Origin of the sequence: Paenibacillus sp. FSL M8-0228 (genome assembly GCF_038007385.1) — a bacterium.
Lineage (GTDB): Bacteria > Bacillota > Bacilli > Paenibacillales > Paenibacillaceae > Paenibacillus > Paenibacillus polymyxa_D.
In genome coordinates this window covers 3,133,341-3,146,735 of record NZ_JBBOXA010000001.1, presented here as the reverse complement: position 1 = coordinate 3,146,735, position 13,395 = coordinate 3,133,341, and the positions used below count along the sequence as shown (strand labels likewise).

Below are 13,395 nucleotides of genomic sequence, written 5' to 3'. Positions count from 1 at the left end.
GCCAGTGTTTGGCTGAGGAATTCCCTTTTTTGCTATGATCAGTCGCCCCCGCCACCACAGCTGCTTCCACATGAAGAGCCGCTGCTACACGAAGAATGGCTACCAGAATCGCCTGAATCATGGTGAGAAGAGCCTCCATGATGAGAACTGTCATGGGAGGAATGATGATGCGAGTGATGCGTATCCCAGTTCGAGCAGCCGCTTGCCGAGCTACAACCAGATGAGCTAGCTAACCCGGCATTGCCTGTAGCATCCGGGTGCATGTGTATGGCAAATTGTTCAGGTTGATACCATGAATACCATACAACAGCTAATAACAGATAGTCGACCTGTAAATAGTTGACCTTAGGCAATTGCTTACCCTCAGGATCATCCACCGCTTTATTCACCCGCTCGCGCAGATGTTGTACAATCTTATGAACCGTTTGTTGGGCTTGCTGTGAAATGGCTATATTCTCCTGAGTATTCCAACGGTTACCTGCTGGCTGCGCCGAAGTTGTGAGTTTGTAATAGTGTGAAAGCTCGTCGTTCGGTAATGGATGATTAAAAAAAGTCCCCCACAAACTGGCGCTATAGCGGTTCCAGCCAAAGCATTCCACATACAACCAATCAAACCACGCACGCTCCTCCGGCATCGGCTGAGAGCCGCCAGAATGGGGCGCATGGTGAAGCATACGACCAAAAAAAGCTTCCGAGAATTGCTGATATTCGCGGGTAAACATCAACATTTCGTGCCATAATTCATCCACATCACTACTGAACATAGGCACACGATTCATAATCGCGCATAGCATAAAATATCGTTTTAGCTCATGCCAACGCCAATCATATTCTTGCTCCGTAATCTCTGGGTGGGCTTCCATTACACGATTCCTTACGCTATGAGCATAGGAGACGGGAATGGATTGCTCCAATAGCTGCATCAGCTCCGTAATCTCTGGATGACGCTCCTGCGTAAGGGAAGAAGGAGAAGGGGAGCTGAGGAAAAAAGCATTCCGGCGCCGTGTTTTTCTGTTTCCCCGGTTCCTGCGTAATGCACGGAATATAAACCAAAAAATGATGAGGTCTATCACAATAAACAACGTCCAAAAGCTACTCATACTATCCATGATGGCTGGCTACTCCTTTCTGAAATAACACGGAATTAAGATTTAGCGTTCGTTATTCAGCAGAGCGAATTCTTTTTTTATCTGGGCTAGCAGTTCAGGATTCGTGATTACATCGCAAGCAGTCCATGCCAAAGTTCTCGCAGCCAGCAGCATTCCTTCCATGGCTCGGTCCTGCATCGCCAAATCGCGGAATTCTGGTGTATGCAAGGCATGCTTCTCGTCAATAACTTGAATGTAAGGATGGATAGCAGGGCAATGAAGCGATACATTTCCGATATCCATGGAGCCATGATCTTCGCCTTCCGTTATATCTTCTTGCGAAATGCCAGCCTGCACCAAATTTGCGGTAAACGCATCGGAAAGTACACGGTTCGTGACCATTTCATCATAAGAAGTCTCATAATTGGAGGTCTCCAAACGACACCCGGCCTGTAAAGCAGCTCCTTCAGCAATTTGAATAACACGGCGAGTCAGCGGGTTCAGTTCTTGACGTGTAGCGGCCCTTACATAAAATTGGGCTGAGGCGTAATCAGGAATAATATTGGCTGCTTGCCCACCCTGATTAATGATCCCATGGATACGCACTGTACTTTTTACTTGTTGACGGAACGCATTGATGCCATTGAACGTTTGAATCACAGCGTCCAGCGCGTTAATGCCTTCGTGCGGGCTGGCAGCCGCGTGAGCGGATTGACCAAAAAATTCGAATTGTACAGCATCAATCGCCAGCGATTTGCCTGATTTTTCGTAACGATCATAAGGATGCGTCATAAGTGCTATGTCGCAATCATCAAACAAACCGGCAGAGGCCATAGGGACCTTAGCACCACGAGTTTCTTCGGCAGGTGTGCCGTATACCCGTACTTCTCCACCAGTTTCGTCGATGATCGACTTGAGGCCAACGGCAGCACCGGTACTCATCATGCATATCAGATGGTGCCCACAGGCGTGTCCTAAACCTTTCAGAGCATCATATTCTGCCAGAAAAGCAACAATCGGTCCGGATTTTTCAGCTTTGTAAGTTGCAATAAAGGCTGTTTCTATGCCCAAAACGGGTGCCTGGACCTCAAAACCGTGAAAAATGAGTTCTTCTTTTAAACGGGCAGCGGCCAGAAATTCCTCGTTTCCAAGTTCAGGATTTGCCCCAATATATAACGAAATGTCCTTAAAGCGTGGGGCATGCTGCTCAATTGTCTTTTGAATGGTCTGTTTAAAATCCATGCTGAAAACTCCTTTATATAAGCTGTAATGTAGGTACTGCGCTAGGTATGCTGAAATTGTACTATAACATTCATTGCATAATCATGCATATTCATTTATAATGACACAATCTTATTTATTATAAAGAATTTAAGGAGAGAAAAAAAGATTGAAAAAGGCATATCGTTTTACCGCCCTGGTTTTGACGGCGGTTATCTTGCTGTTGACGGGTCTTCCCATGCTCAATGCATACGGAACGGAAGCAAAACCACAGAAAAAACTTGTAGTGGGCATGAGTGCCGACTTTCCGCCGTATGAGTTTTATAGAGTCATTAATGGTAAGAAAACCATTGTTGGGTTCGATGTGGAGATTGCCAAGGAAATCGCCAAGGATCTGAACGCAGAGATGGTCCCAGAGGACATGAGCTTTGATTCCTTGCTGCCTGCTCTGCAAAGTGGTCGTGTAGACTTGGTACTGTCCGGTATGACACCGACGGATGAGCGCAGAAAGAGCATTGATTTTTCGGATGTGTACTATCACTCCAAACAAGTCATTATGGTACGCCCGGAGGATAAGGACAAATATTCAACGATGGCTACTCTGAAAGGAGAGAAGCTCGGTGCACAGAAAGGGAGTATTCAGGAAGAAATTGCACAAAAAGTGCCTAATGCTTCGGTTACCTCATTGGATAAAATATCCGATCTGGTACTCCAGCTTCGGACCAAGCGTATCAACGCAGTTGTAATCGAAGATACCGTGGCTAAAGGATACACACTAGACGGTACCGTGACACTTGCCAAGGCAGTACCTGAAGATGAAGGTGCAGAAACTGCCGTAGGTATCCGTAAAGGAAATACTGAATTGCTTGCCTCTGTAAATAAAACGTTGGCTCGCCTGAAAGCGGAGGGGGCGATTGAGAAGTTTTCTACAGAAGCGAGTGCACTGTCTGCCGACAGACAGGTTTCTTCGAATAGCATTGTAGATATATTTATGAAATACCGTAGTCTTTACGCTACGGGTATTGGCTACACTCTGTTGTTGTCTGCACTCGGAGTATTGTTTGGATTCATTATTGGTCTGATCATATCCTTGCTGCGAATGAGTGGTATACGTATCATTGAGTGGTTAGGTACCACATATGTCGAGATCCTGCGCGGTACACCTATGCTGGTACAGCTCATGATCATTCACTACGGAATTGCTTTGACGCTGGGTATCAATTTTACCCCACTCCAGTCGGGTGTGATCACATTGTCTCTGAATAGCTCGGCATATTTGGCTGAAATTTTCCGTGCGGGTATTCAGGCTGTAGACCGTGGACAGATGGAAGCAGCCCGTTCGCTCGGGATGGGGCGAAGCAAAGCAATGCGTCACGTCATTTTACCGCAAGCATTTAAATCTATACTACCTGCTATTGGTAATGAGTTTATTACAATCATTAAAGAATCATCTATTATTTCGACCATTGGGATGGTGGATATTATGTACCAAGCCCAAGTCATTAAGAATATCACCTATGAAGGATTAAGTCCGTTCGTAATCGCAGCCGCTATTTATTTTGTAATGACATTCAGCTTGTCTAAGCTGCTTGGTTTATGGGAAAGGAAGTTGAGAGCCAGTGATCACCGTTAAACAATTGCGTAAATCGTTCGGCAAGAATGAGATTTTAAAAGGCATTGATATAGATATCGCCAAAGGAGAAGTTGTCGTTATCATCGGTCCCAGCGGTTCGGGGAAGAGTACGTTTTTGCGTTGTATGAATCTGTTAGAACAGCCGACGGATGGGGAGATTTTATTTGAGGGCGAGCCGATTACAGCTCGTGGTCATAATATTAATGTAACCCGGGAAAAAATGGGGATGGTGTTCCAGCATTTTAATCTGTTCCCACACAAAACAGTGTTGCAGAACCTGACGCTTGCACCGACGCAGGTTAGAAAACAGTCAGGTAAGGAAGCGGAAAAAATTGCATTAGAACTCCTGCGTACCGTGGGGCTCGAGGATAAGAAGAATACCTATCCGAACCAGCTATCCGGCGGTCAGAAGCAACGTATTGCGATTGCGCGTGCTTTGGCCATGCAGCCGCACGTAATGCTGTTCGATGAGCCGACTTCTGCATTGGACCCTGAAATGGTTGGAGAGGTTCTGGATGTAATGAAGAAGCTCGCCGAAGGCGGTATGACAATGGTAATTGTAACGCATGAAATGGGCTTTGCCCGCGAGGTAGGCGATCGAATTATCTTTATGGATAACGGTCAAATTGTGGAGCAGGGTGCACCAGACCAGGTATTTGGCACTCCAAGCCATGATCGCACTCGTGATTTTCTTGCCAAAGTATTGTAAGAAAGTACTGATCTAATCATAAAAGAGCTCTCCGTTGACGGAGGGCTTTTCTTTTTTTGTCACCATTTCCCCATACTTTCGTAACAAATATAGATTTCTTGATGACAAAATTGTAACGAGTGTAGTATGATGTTCAGGGTTCCCAACATTTTCATGCGGATAAGGTTACAAAATTGTGATATTATGCAGTAAGCCAAAACTTACCGGGACAGCATGCGGTTAGACAAGCGCTGAAATGCTGGCCCAAACTATGGGAAGTGCGGGGGACGTAACAACGGCAGCCATTCCGATACGTCATAAGACGATGAGGAATATGCCTAGGGGTGAATTGCACGAGCATAGGGCTTCTCCTGAGTCCGAATCCGACAGCTAACTTCGCAGGCATAAAAGAGGAGGTACATATCTTTGAAACATTTAAAACATATTGGTAAAACGATGAAAATTGCGGTGCTTGCCGCAGCTATTGCAGGGTTGGCACAGACAGCTGGAATAGCGGATGCTGCCTCGCTTCACACTGCCAAAGAGGGCGATACCTTCTTTTTGCTTGCTCAGCGTTATGGAGTATCGGTAGACGAGCTAACAAAGGCTAACCCAAACATTGCCTCCAGCAATATATATGCAGGTCTGCAAATTAAGGTGCCTGGCGAAAAAAGTGTAAAGGCAGCTTCGGAATCGAAGCCGCAGCTTCTTACGGAGAAAGCAGCAGCGAATGAGGCGCCAACGATTGAAGCTTGGGGTAAAACATTCAACTATAGCAAAATAGTTGACGTTAAGGCTTCAGCGTATTCTGCCGCAGCCGATGAGAATGGTAAATGGGGCGCAGTGGACTACTACGGCAATCCGCTTAAACTAGGTACAATTGCGGTAGATCCTAACGTCATTCCGATGGGCACGAAAGTACTGGTTACAGGCTACTCCCATCCAGGTTTGCCGGATCATTCTTTTGTAGCTGTCGCTCGCGATCAGGGCAGCGCCATTACAGGAAAGCGGATTGATATCTTTATTCCAGGCAACAAATCATTTGTGAACGACTTTGGATTTCAAAATGTGAAGCTGTACGTTATTGATAAATAGCATTGTACGTATATACAGTTTAATTAAACATAATATATATTATGTAAACATAACGCCTATATCCGTATATATCTAGGTCGGACTCTTATCAGGTCCTATCCGTAAAAAGGCTGTCTTGACGAGCAGAATACTTCTGCTGGTAAGACAGCCTTTTTACGTTGCTTTAGCTTGGACCTCAATTATAAACATACTGTTATTTTCGTTCCGATGTGTGGAGTAGCCGGGGGACTGTCACAAATTTGTAGCCCTTAGCTTTTAGAGAGTGAATTAGACCCGGCAAAGCTTGGATAGTGCCTTGCAAGTTGGAACTTTGACCTCCACCAGCGTGCATTAAAATAATAGAGCCAGGCCCTGTAGCTGGAATCACATTTCGCTGAATTTGTGTTTTACTTAGTCCCTTCCAGTCGAGAGAGTCTACATTCCAGTTGACAATCATGTAGCCATGACGACGTGCCCACTTTATTTGAGGCTCTGTAATTTCACCGTAGGGTGGACGAATCAACTTGGGGCGAAAACCTGCGCTGGCTTGTAAAATACGTTCTGTTTTTGTAATCTGGTTGCGAAAGCGTTCTGGTGTAGCCTTCCTAAAATCCGGATGAGTATAGGAATGATTTCCTATAGCATGGCCTTCACGGATAATACGACGTATAATCCCCGGATGCTTTTCCGCACGGTGACCGACGATGAAAAAGGTGGCTTTGATGCCGTTGGCGTGTAATACGTCCAAAACCTGCGGCGTATACCTAGAATCGGGCACATCATCAAAGGTTAAGGCAATTTGGCGGGTGTGTGGGCCGCACATTTTAAAAATGTCCGCATGTTTTTTACGCAACATTGCTAATGTAGGAGTAGCTCGATCTGTACTCAGATGTACAGAAGAAGCAACAGCTGCTTCCTTGGGATGGGGCGTTCCGATCTTGGGAGGCGCATCCGCGTGAACGGGTAAACTTGAAAATGCTAGTAACAGTGCCAAGCATGGCAACACTCCCCTGTACGGCATATGTATCCCCCCTTTTCGTGCAGTGGTACCTAGTGGTGCTCTCGACTATTATGTACCTGTCCTATTAAAAATATGCTGGTTACCAAGTTAGGCTCATAAACGTCTGGAAAGAAGTTCGCGATGAAATGATTATCAATGAAGATGATGGAGCTAAACGTACATATTCTCTTAAACATGACCGAAAACAAGAGCATTTTCGCAAGTTTTAGCCTTACAACGGATTCGGTATCCCGTGACAGCTGGTGTATAATGGGGTTGCAATTCATAATTATACAGACATGGAATTGAAGGAAGGAAGGATAAAAGTGACCGACTTGTTTACTCCTTATCAATTAAAGGGGCTTTCTTTAAAAAATCGGATTGTTATGCCCCCGATGTGCCAATTTAGTGTGGAGGCCGAGGATGGAAATCCGACGGATTGGCATCATGTCCATTATGTGAGCCGAGCAGTAGGAGGTGCTGGTCTTATTATTGTGGAAATGACAGCGGTTCATCCTGATGGACGTATTACGGATCGTGATTTAGGTATTTGGAGTGACGAACATATTCCTGCATATCGTAAGATTGTAGAGGAAGTTCACAAGTATGGTGCCAAAATTGGCATTCAACTAGGCCACGCTGGACGCAAGGCCGAAGATGCTGAGCAACCTGTGGGTCCTTCTTCGATTCCTTTTAGCGAACGCCTTAAAAAGCCGCACGCCTTAAAGACAGCAGAAGTCAGGGAACTGGTTCAGGCATACAAAGAAGGCGCGCGCCGCGCGGTGGAAGCCGGTTTTGATACGGTTGAGATACATGGCGCTCACGGCTATCTGATCCATCAATTTCATTCGCCTTTAACAAATACGAGAGAAGATGAATATGGCCAGGATCTGTCACTGTTCGGTGTTGAGGTCATACATGCTGTTAAAGAGGTTCTTCCTGCTGATATGCCTGTGCTTATGCGGATATCTGCCAAAGAATACGTCGAAGATGGATATAATGTGGAATACATAACAGGTGTAGGGGAACGATATCGTGATGCAGGTGTGGACATTTTCCATATCTCTTCTGGTGGCGAGGGTCCAATTGGTTCTGGCGGAGGGCCGTCTGCGCGTGCTGGCTATCAGGTGGATTTAGCTCATACCGTCCGTGAAAAGCTGAATGTACCTGTAATTGCTGTTGGATTACTGGATGATTATGAAGACGCCCGTCGGGTTGTTCAGCAAAAAGAAGCTGATCTGGTAGCAATAGGCCGCGCCATGCTGCGTGATCCCTATTGGGCGTTGCATGCATCGCGGGAGCTAAAAGTACAGGCCGACATCCCAGAGCCTTACTTGCGCGGCTTTTAGATAATTTTTGAAACCCTCTTTGCAAAGCTTGCGTAAACATGTGTACAGAGCTTAAAATTTAAGCATTCAACTCTAGGAGGAACTTCACATGTCTATTTTCAAACGATTAAGAGATCTTACGATGTCCAACATTAACGCCATTATTGACAAGGCAGAAGATCCAGTTAAAATGACGGACCAATACATTCGTGATATGCAAGAGGACCTGGAAGATGCAGAGAAAGCGGTAGCCGCTCAAATTGCTATTGAAAAGAGATTCAAACAGCAATACGAAGAACAGGCTGCTTTGGTAAAGAAACGCGAAGAACAGGCACATACCGCTGCAAAAGCACAAAATGTAGATCTGGCCCGTCGCGCGCTGGAAGAAAAGAAATCTGCTGAACAAAAAATGAACGAGTTCAAAGCTGGTTACGAACAGAACAAAGCTTCGGCCGATAACCTGCGTGGCAAGCTGGATGAAATGCGCAGACAGCTGACAGAAATGAAAAACAAGCGCGAGACACTGGTTGCCCGTTATAACGCAGCTAAAGCGCAAACTGAAATTAACAAAGCTATGAACGGTTTTAGCTCTGATACGGCAACTGCCGGATTGAAGCGTATGGAGGAAAAAATGCTGCAAGCAGAAGCACGTGCCGAAGCGAGCAACGAAATGTCTTCTAAGGAAAAATCGTTGGATGAGGAGTTCAAAGAGCTGGATAAGAAAAGCGCCGTGGACGATGAGCTTGCCGCTTTGTTGAAGCAATACGAAAATAAATAAGAACATTTAAGCAGTGCCGCCAAGTTTGATTGCTCAGGAAGCGAAGGAGAAACGTTTTCTCCTTCGCTTTTCCCTGCCCGCAGGCGTAAAACATTATATGAAGGTCAAGAAGATGTGGAGGATGGTATGAAATGCATTTTTTAGAAACGATGAAAGCAATGCTTGTATGGACTGGTGCGGGAGCTATTTTGATCTTCGCATTAATGTATGTCGACTCTTTATTCACGAAGTATAAGGATTTTGCCGAAGTGAAAGCTGGAAATATGGCCGTAACGGTACGAATGATTATGAAGCTGGTTGCACAAGGCTATATTTTGTCAGGCTCTATCGCTACAGCTAATAATTTGCTCGAAGCGCTTGTGTATTCTGTGATCGCTTTTGTCATCCTGCTTGTTTTGGAAGTTATTGTACGTCTGCTGTTGCGGTACTGGGCCCAGTTTGATCTGGATAAAGGTACACAGGAAGGTAAAATTGGTTTCGGCCTGTTTTCAGGAGCGCTGCATCTGGTTGGCGCCTTGATCATTACAGCATGCTTCTAGGCTAAGAAAGGCAGGAATATAACCATGGGTGTTTGGAAACGAATTTCAAATCTATTTGCTAAGCCGGAGCCGCCAAAAGCAGAGAAAAGCATGCTTCACTTAAATCCAGGTGATATCTGTGAAGTTTCGCTTGTCACCTATGAAGTGGTAGGTCGTGTACATAATCGTGCCCGGAATGCCGTTGTTTTGACACTTCAGGATGGTAATCAAATCAGTTATCTTCATATAGAGGAACGGGAAACACTGCAATTCGGACTATATCAGGCCATCGACGGCAGACTTGACAACCCTGAGGAAGTGCCGACCATTTTAGAGCTGGATGATACAACGTATCATTTGGAGGAGCAATATTCTGGGCAAGTTACCGTCATGGGCCGTGCTCCTTTCCGACAGGGTGGAGAGCAGCATGTTTGGCAGTACCAGTCTGATAATTACCATTTGTTGCGGGTAGAGTGGCAGGACGGTCGCTTTATGCTTTATGAAGGAGAAGAAGTGATTACCGGAGACGTCAAGGTTATTCGGGCAAGCTAGGAGAGGGTTACACATGAGCAAACGCACCTGGCAGTATGCATTAAAGGTCTTTGTGGCGCTGAGCTTGTTCGTATCCGTGTTAAGCGGTTGCGGCGCGCCAAGTGTAAAGGATACGTATCCGCTGGAATCGGTTAGTGGCAGCGGAAATTCAACCTCGTATGTATACCGGGCAGCTGGCAAGACAGTCCCGGAAGTAGCGGAGGAATTGAAAGAACAGCGTACACCGGAACAAATGTCACCGCAGAGCAATGAGCGGATGTTTCTGGTATATAGCGATGAGTGGTACCATTTGCAGCAAGATCCAGCTAAGAAGGAAGATACACTCATTGAAATTGACAGTAAAAAGTATGTAGAACAAAATTACAGTTCAAGCTTTTTAAAAGGATACTTAACCGCAACTGTGCTGGATGCTCTGTTTGATTCCTTACGTGGTTCAGGCTCCTATCGGGGCTACTCCAGCAGAGATGTATACCGACCTTCTCAGGGCCAATATCGTGCTCCTACAGTGCAGGAGAAAAAGGCGATTCCGCCGATTACGGTGGAGCGGAAAGGTTCGGTTACCCGTAGAGGGAAGAACTCGGATTCTAGCGTTGGGTCAAGCGGAAGTTTGTTCGACAGAGGGTCCAGCAGTTCACCGAGCAGAGGCTCGATTTCACGTGACCGGAGTGACAGCGGCGGTTCCAGCATATTTGATTCGCCGCGTAAATCTTATAGTAAGCCCAAAACACGTAGCGGTTCAGGTAAAATCAGCCGACGAAGTCGACGATAATGGGTAAAATTTTATTTTCTTCTAAAGTTGTTTGCGGAACTGTGGAGCTGTTGCACAGTTCCTTTTTTGTAGTTTGATATAACCTAAAGTGAATTGAACGGTGCTCCTTTGCTTCGATTTTATTGCCGTCTACTTTGACCTACACTTGATCAGAGCTTATGTGTTCAATACCATCGTCTTCAATAATGTTGCTTTTTTTGATATGGAAATGACGAGCTATCTTTTCTATAGCACCCATCCGTGGTTCAGAAAGTCCGCTCTCCCAAGCTGAAATTGCTTTATTGGTAACCCCAGCGATCTCAGCAAGTTCTTGTTGAGTCAAATGATATTTTATACGTAATTTTTTAAAATTGTCACTTAAAGCCACTATAATCCCTCCACCCCAAATTAAGTAGATTATAACCTTGATATCGAAAAAAAACCAACATAATACATTAGCAAAAGCAACGTCGCTCACTTGGGGTGACTTTTTTTGTTAGTATAAATGGGTGTCGAGTTTGAAGAAGAAAGCCAGGGGAAGAAAATTCCACCTCATATTTATACAAAAAAATCCAATTTACTAGATTATTTCATTGCCACATCTATTAGTAAAATATACAATTACATCAGGCGAAATAGGAGGATGGTGTAACTGTGTTATCTGCTTTTTTATATATTATACTTGGTTTTTTCGATGCTTTAGCGGCAGTTACTTTGGTCTTGAAGATTTATATGCTCCCCGTGTGGGAAAATCGAAGAAAAATACTTCTCTATGCAATTGGCATAACTTTGTTTTCCTTTCTCATGAGAGAAGTAATAGGCATGCCTAAATTAGATTTTCCGCTTCAGTATTTGTTAATGGTTCTCTTTTTAAGATTTGGTTTAGGGATCAAAACATATCTTGCGGCTTTTTCTGCTGGTTCCGGTCTTACAGCTTACATTAACCTACAGCTATTTGTATATATATTTGCAAACTTTTTCGGAGTAGCACAGCCAGGTGTTATAAGTGATACAGCTGGCTCTTCTATATACGTTATACAGTTGTCTTCCATCCTTACTGCGTACTTTATTTCTTTTGTGATGGGTAAATATAACTTTGGATTCTCATTTATCATTCAACCCCCACATGATTTTTTGAAAGGTGAAAATTACCTAGCATCTCTAAATAAAATGTTCATTATAGGGTCCCTAATATCATTTGTCACTATTTTTGTTACTTTGTATATGCTCTATAACTCCAATACGATAGGATTACTTTCCATCTCATTACTAACTTTTGGAATATCGTACTTCTTATCAGAGAAAGGAGATTACGAGGATGCTAGAAACGCTATCGAGGCACATCGCATCAGAAATAAAGAAAGCTGATCCTGATGGACCCACAAGTGTTGAAGTGATGGAGTATGCGATTGGTATAAAAATTACCGAAATTTCAGCAGTGCTCATGGTCGCAGTTATAGGATGGATAACAGGACATTTTTGGGGGGCATTACTAGCTCTGGCTACGATCATGTTTGTAAGGAGATTTTCAGGAGGGGTACACTTCAGCAACCTTACACTTTGTGTCTTCTTTACAACGGCCATATGTGTAACTATACCTTTTGTCTCTTTAAGTTTAGCAACGATTTTGATAATTAACGCTTGTTCATTATTAGTGATTGTACTATATGCTCCCAATCATTTTATCTATATTAATAAGACCAAACATCACAAATATTATAAAACGATATGTATTTTGGTTTGCATATTAAATTTTTTTATACAATCTCACATAATATGTTTAGCTTTAATTATACAAGCATTCAGTATTCTTCCTTTATGGAAAGGAGGTGAGCGAAAATGGATAAGAAATTGGCGAGAGCTTTAAGTATAAGCCTTGGTAAATACGCTAACGAGTCTACGAAAAAAGAAAAAACAATTTTTGGCGCTAAACCTGTACCAGCTGAGCTGAAGAAAACAGAAAAGAACTGAATTTAATGGAAGAGGGAAAGCGAATCCTAGCCACTCCATTGCTTGATGACAATTCACTTGGAGATTGCTCTTTTTTTTGTGAGAATCACCTAGTTGCGATTGAATTGTGGAAGCCTAAAAGCAATTATCACATTCCGCTTTTTCATACTTCTCATGGAAGATTTACAGTTCCCACCACCCTCCATGAATGTTCCGTAGGCTTACCCACTTTTTGCAATTTGGACGGATCTAATTTGGTTAACATCACACAAGTGGACAAGATCATTACGGGAGATTATGGAGGGGGGCAGGTTGTTTTTAAAAATCAAGACATTAAAGAAAGTATAAATTCAGCAAATTTATCTCGATGGAGACAAATATATGCAGATGCAATGAATGCCGATAGAGAAATTCGTTATATTTTCGGATCGGAAATTAAGGTAGTGGGTAAGGCAGCAGTGAGCGGTTTTTTTAAGGTAATGAATATGCACAGTGTGGATATGTGGGAACCTAAAAAAAATTATTATGTCCCGCGTTTCAACTCTGGAGATCGTTCTTATACAATCGGGCTAACCGCACAGGCTTGCAGGGAAGCTTTTCCGTATCTATATCCAGCTTATAAAGATACCCTGATAAATCTCGACTTGGTTTGTGAAATTGAGTCTAACGCATTTGGAGGGCTGGTACGATTCGAAGGATCTGACTTCACTTGCTCGATGTCTCATAATAAACTTAAAGCGCTTAAAAAACTGTGGAAATGACCCATGAAAATTCAGGGGTCATTTTTGTTACCAGATTTAAATGAATAAGTCAATAA

Annotated in this window: 16 protein-coding genes and 1 riboswitch; of the genes, 12 read left to right on the top strand and 4 right to left on the bottom strand. The window is 43.9% G+C overall.

Annotation, left to right across the window (positions count from 1 at the left end):
• Positions 1 to 38: 38 nt before the first annotated feature.
• Both MKY98_RS13855 and MKY98_RS13850 read right to left on the bottom strand, forming a co-directional pair.
• Positions 39 to 1,109: a hypothetical protein gene (locus MKY98_RS13855; protein WP_069011738.1), complete on the bottom strand. Its 1,071-nt coding sequence runs from the start codon at positions 1,107 to 1,109 to the stop codon at positions 39 to 41.
• Positions 1,110 to 1,151: 42 nt separating this feature from the next.
• Entirely contained in the window at positions 1,152 to 2,330 is a 1,179-nt protein-coding gene (locus MKY98_RS13850; RefSeq protein WP_069011739.1) for a M20 family metallopeptidase, read from the bottom strand.
• A gap of 148 nt (positions 2,331 to 2,478) precedes the next feature.
• Between MKY98_RS13850 and MKY98_RS13845 the strand changes: the two genes are divergently transcribed.
• The 3 genes from MKY98_RS13845 to MKY98_RS13835 all read left to right on the top strand — a co-directional run bounded on the left by MKY98_RS13845 (position 2,479) and on the right by MKY98_RS13835 (position 5,725).
• Entirely contained in the window at positions 2,479 to 3,942 is a 1,464-nt protein-coding gene (locus MKY98_RS13845; protein WP_069011740.1) for an ABC transporter substrate-binding protein/permease, read from the top strand.
• Entirely contained in the window at positions 3,929 to 4,651 is a 723-nt protein-coding gene (locus tag MKY98_RS13840; RefSeq protein WP_029517461.1) for an amino acid ABC transporter ATP-binding protein, read from the top strand. The genes MKY98_RS13845 and MKY98_RS13840 overlap by 14 nt, the downstream gene beginning before the upstream one ends.
• A gap of 230 nt (positions 4,652 to 4,881) precedes the next feature.
• A riboswitch (cyclic di-AMP (ydaO/yuaA leader) is annotated at positions 4,882 to 5,050 on the top strand.
• A gap of 6 nt (positions 5,051 to 5,056) precedes the next feature.
• On the top strand, positions 5,057 to 5,725 hold the full coding sequence (locus MKY98_RS13835; protein ID WP_029517462.1) for a 3D domain-containing protein: 669 nt from the start codon (positions 5,057 to 5,059) through the stop codon (positions 5,723 to 5,725).
• 193 nt (positions 5,726 to 5,918) lie between these two features.
• Here MKY98_RS13835 and MKY98_RS13830 read toward each other — a convergent pair whose 3' ends face one another.
• A complete protein-coding gene (locus MKY98_RS13830) occupies positions 5,919 to 6,725 on the bottom strand; it encodes a polysaccharide deacetylase family protein (RefSeq protein ID WP_069011741.1) in 807 nt (268 codons plus the stop codon).
• A gap of 305 nt (positions 6,726 to 7,030) precedes the next feature.
• Between MKY98_RS13830 and MKY98_RS13825 the strand changes: the two genes are divergently transcribed.
• The 5 genes from MKY98_RS13825 to MKY98_RS13805 all read left to right on the top strand — a co-directional run bounded on the left by MKY98_RS13825 (position 7,031) and on the right by MKY98_RS13805 (position 10,649).
• A complete protein-coding gene (locus MKY98_RS13825) occupies positions 7,031 to 8,053 on the top strand; it encodes an NADH:flavin oxidoreductase/NADH oxidase (protein WP_029517464.1) in 1,023 nt (340 codons plus the stop codon).
• Positions 8,054 to 8,141: 88 nt separating this feature from the next.
• Complete coding sequence (locus MKY98_RS13820; protein ID WP_069011742.1) at positions 8,142 to 8,810, top strand: PspA/IM30 family protein; 669 nt, start codon at positions 8,142 to 8,144, stop codon at positions 8,808 to 8,810.
• Between the two features lie 131 nt (positions 8,811 to 8,941).
• Positions 8,942 to 9,349, top strand: coding sequence for a DUF350 domain-containing protein (locus MKY98_RS13815; RefSeq protein WP_013310484.1), 408 nt, complete (start codon positions 8,942 to 8,944; stop codon positions 9,347 to 9,349).
• Positions 9,350 to 9,373: 24 nt separating this feature from the next.
• Complete coding sequence (locus tag MKY98_RS13810) at positions 9,374 to 9,880, top strand: DUF4178 domain-containing protein (RefSeq protein WP_029517465.1); 507 nt, start codon at positions 9,374 to 9,376, stop codon at positions 9,878 to 9,880.
• Between the two features lie 13 nt (positions 9,881 to 9,893).
• Complete coding sequence (locus tag MKY98_RS13805) at positions 9,894 to 10,649, top strand: DUF4247 domain-containing protein (protein ID WP_029517466.1); 756 nt, start codon at positions 9,894 to 9,896, stop codon at positions 10,647 to 10,649.
• Between the two features lie 139 nt (positions 10,650 to 10,788).
• Here the strand turns inward: MKY98_RS13805 and MKY98_RS13800 are convergent, their stop codons facing one another.
• Positions 10,789 to 11,016 carry a helix-turn-helix transcriptional regulator gene (locus MKY98_RS13800; RefSeq protein ID WP_029517467.1) on the bottom strand — a complete coding sequence of 76 codons (228 nt, stop codon included), beginning with the start codon at positions 11,014 to 11,016 and terminating at the stop codon, positions 10,789 to 10,791.
• Positions 11,017 to 11,282: 266 nt separating this feature from the next.
• Between MKY98_RS13800 and MKY98_RS13795 the strand changes: the two genes are divergently transcribed.
• Genes MKY98_RS13795 through MKY98_RS13780 form a run of 4 tightly spaced genes read left to right on the top strand, consistent with a single transcriptional unit; the run spans position 11,283 to position 13,339 of the window.
• The gene (locus tag MKY98_RS13795) at positions 11,283 to 11,996 is read left to right on the top strand and encodes a hypothetical protein (protein ID WP_069011744.1); all 714 of its coding nucleotides are present in this window, start codon (positions 11,283 to 11,285) and stop codon (positions 11,994 to 11,996) included.
• Entirely contained in the window at positions 11,947 to 12,495 is a 549-nt protein-coding gene (locus MKY98_RS13790) for an accessory gene regulator ArgB-like protein (protein WP_069011745.1), read from the top strand. Before MKY98_RS13795 ends, MKY98_RS13790 begins: the two co-directional genes overlap by 50 nt.
• Complete coding sequence (locus MKY98_RS13785; RefSeq protein WP_256026089.1) at positions 12,468 to 12,599, top strand: hypothetical protein; 132 nt, start codon at positions 12,468 to 12,470, stop codon at positions 12,597 to 12,599. Before MKY98_RS13790 ends, MKY98_RS13785 begins: the two co-directional genes overlap by 28 nt.
• A 5-nt stretch (positions 12,600 to 12,604) precedes the next feature.
• Positions 12,605 to 13,339: a hypothetical protein gene (locus MKY98_RS13780; RefSeq protein ID WP_069011746.1), complete on the top strand. Its 735-nt coding sequence runs from the start codon at positions 12,605 to 12,607 to the stop codon at positions 13,337 to 13,339.
• Positions 13,340 to 13,395 lie beyond the last annotated feature (56 nt).